Origin of the sequence: uncultured Roseobacter sp. (genome assembly GCF_947501835.1) — a bacterium.
Lineage (GTDB): Bacteria > Pseudomonadota > Alphaproteobacteria > Rhodobacterales > Rhodobacteraceae > Roseobacter.
This window is the reverse complement of the sequence record NZ_CANMXR010000059.1, coordinates 1-848: the sequence shown is the minus strand read 5'-3', so window position 1 is coordinate 848 and position 848 is coordinate 1. Positions and strand designations below refer to the sequence as shown.

Here is an 848-nt window from a genome sequence, read left to right as displayed (position 1 = left end):
CTAGGGTCAGGACTCATTGAGTTTCAAAGCCAGTAGATAACCAGTGCCGCGAGTGCGATAGCTGACAAGAAGACCTTCGGGCATCTGTCGTATCTGGTCGCGACCCGCCGCCAATCCTTGAGCCTGCCGAACATGATCTCGATGCGATTGCGGCGTTTGTATCTGCGCTTGTCGTACTTGATGGGTTTCTTGCGCTGTTTCCGGCCAGGGATGCAGGCGCGTATCCCTTTGTCTTTCAACGCTTCTCGGAACCAATCGGCGTCGTAGCCACGGTCACCAAGCAGCCAGTCAACTTTGGGCAGACTGCTGAGAAGAGCCCGAGCGCCGATGTAGTCGCTGACCTGCCCGGCGGAGACAAACAAGTCGATTGGTCGGCCTTGGCTGTCGCAGATTGCGTGAAGCTTGGTGTTCATGCCGCCTTTGGTGCGTCCGATCAGGCGTCCACGCCCCCCTTTTTGACGCCCATGCTGGTCGCTGTTCGGTGAGCCTTGAGATAGGTTGCGTCGATCATCACGGTCTTCTCTTCGCCGTGCCTGGCGGCCAAACCCACCATCATCTGCGCAAAGATGCCCTTGTCGCTCCACCGCTTCCAACGGTTGTAGAGCGTCTTGTGTGGTCCGTATGCGTTTGGAGCGTCGCGCCACCTTAAGCCATTGCGATTGATGAAGATAATGCCGCTCAGCACTCGCTTATCATCCACACGCGGCTTGCCGTGGGACTTCGGGAAAAAGGGCTCAAGGCGCGCCATCTGCGCGTCGCTCAGCCAGAAAAGATCAGACATGTTCACCGCTCGGTTTTCGAACCGTGAATCACGTCATAGGGCGGAAATCAATGGGTCCTGACCCTAG

At 57.2% G+C, this 848-nt stretch carries 1 protein-coding gene; it reads right to left on the bottom strand.

Features of this window, described 5'->3' with window-relative positions; translation table 11 throughout:
• Positions 1 to 23: 23 nt before the first annotated feature.
• Positions 24 to 781, bottom strand: a protein-coding gene (locus Q1A20_RS26080; protein ID WP_299919736.1) for an IS5 family transposase whose coding sequence is annotated in 2 segments (ribosomal slippage) — positions 24 to 460 and positions 460 to 781 — 759 coding nt in all. Because the reading frame shifts where the segments join, the coding sequence is not laid out codon by codon here.
• Positions 782 to 848: the final 67 nt, after the last annotated feature.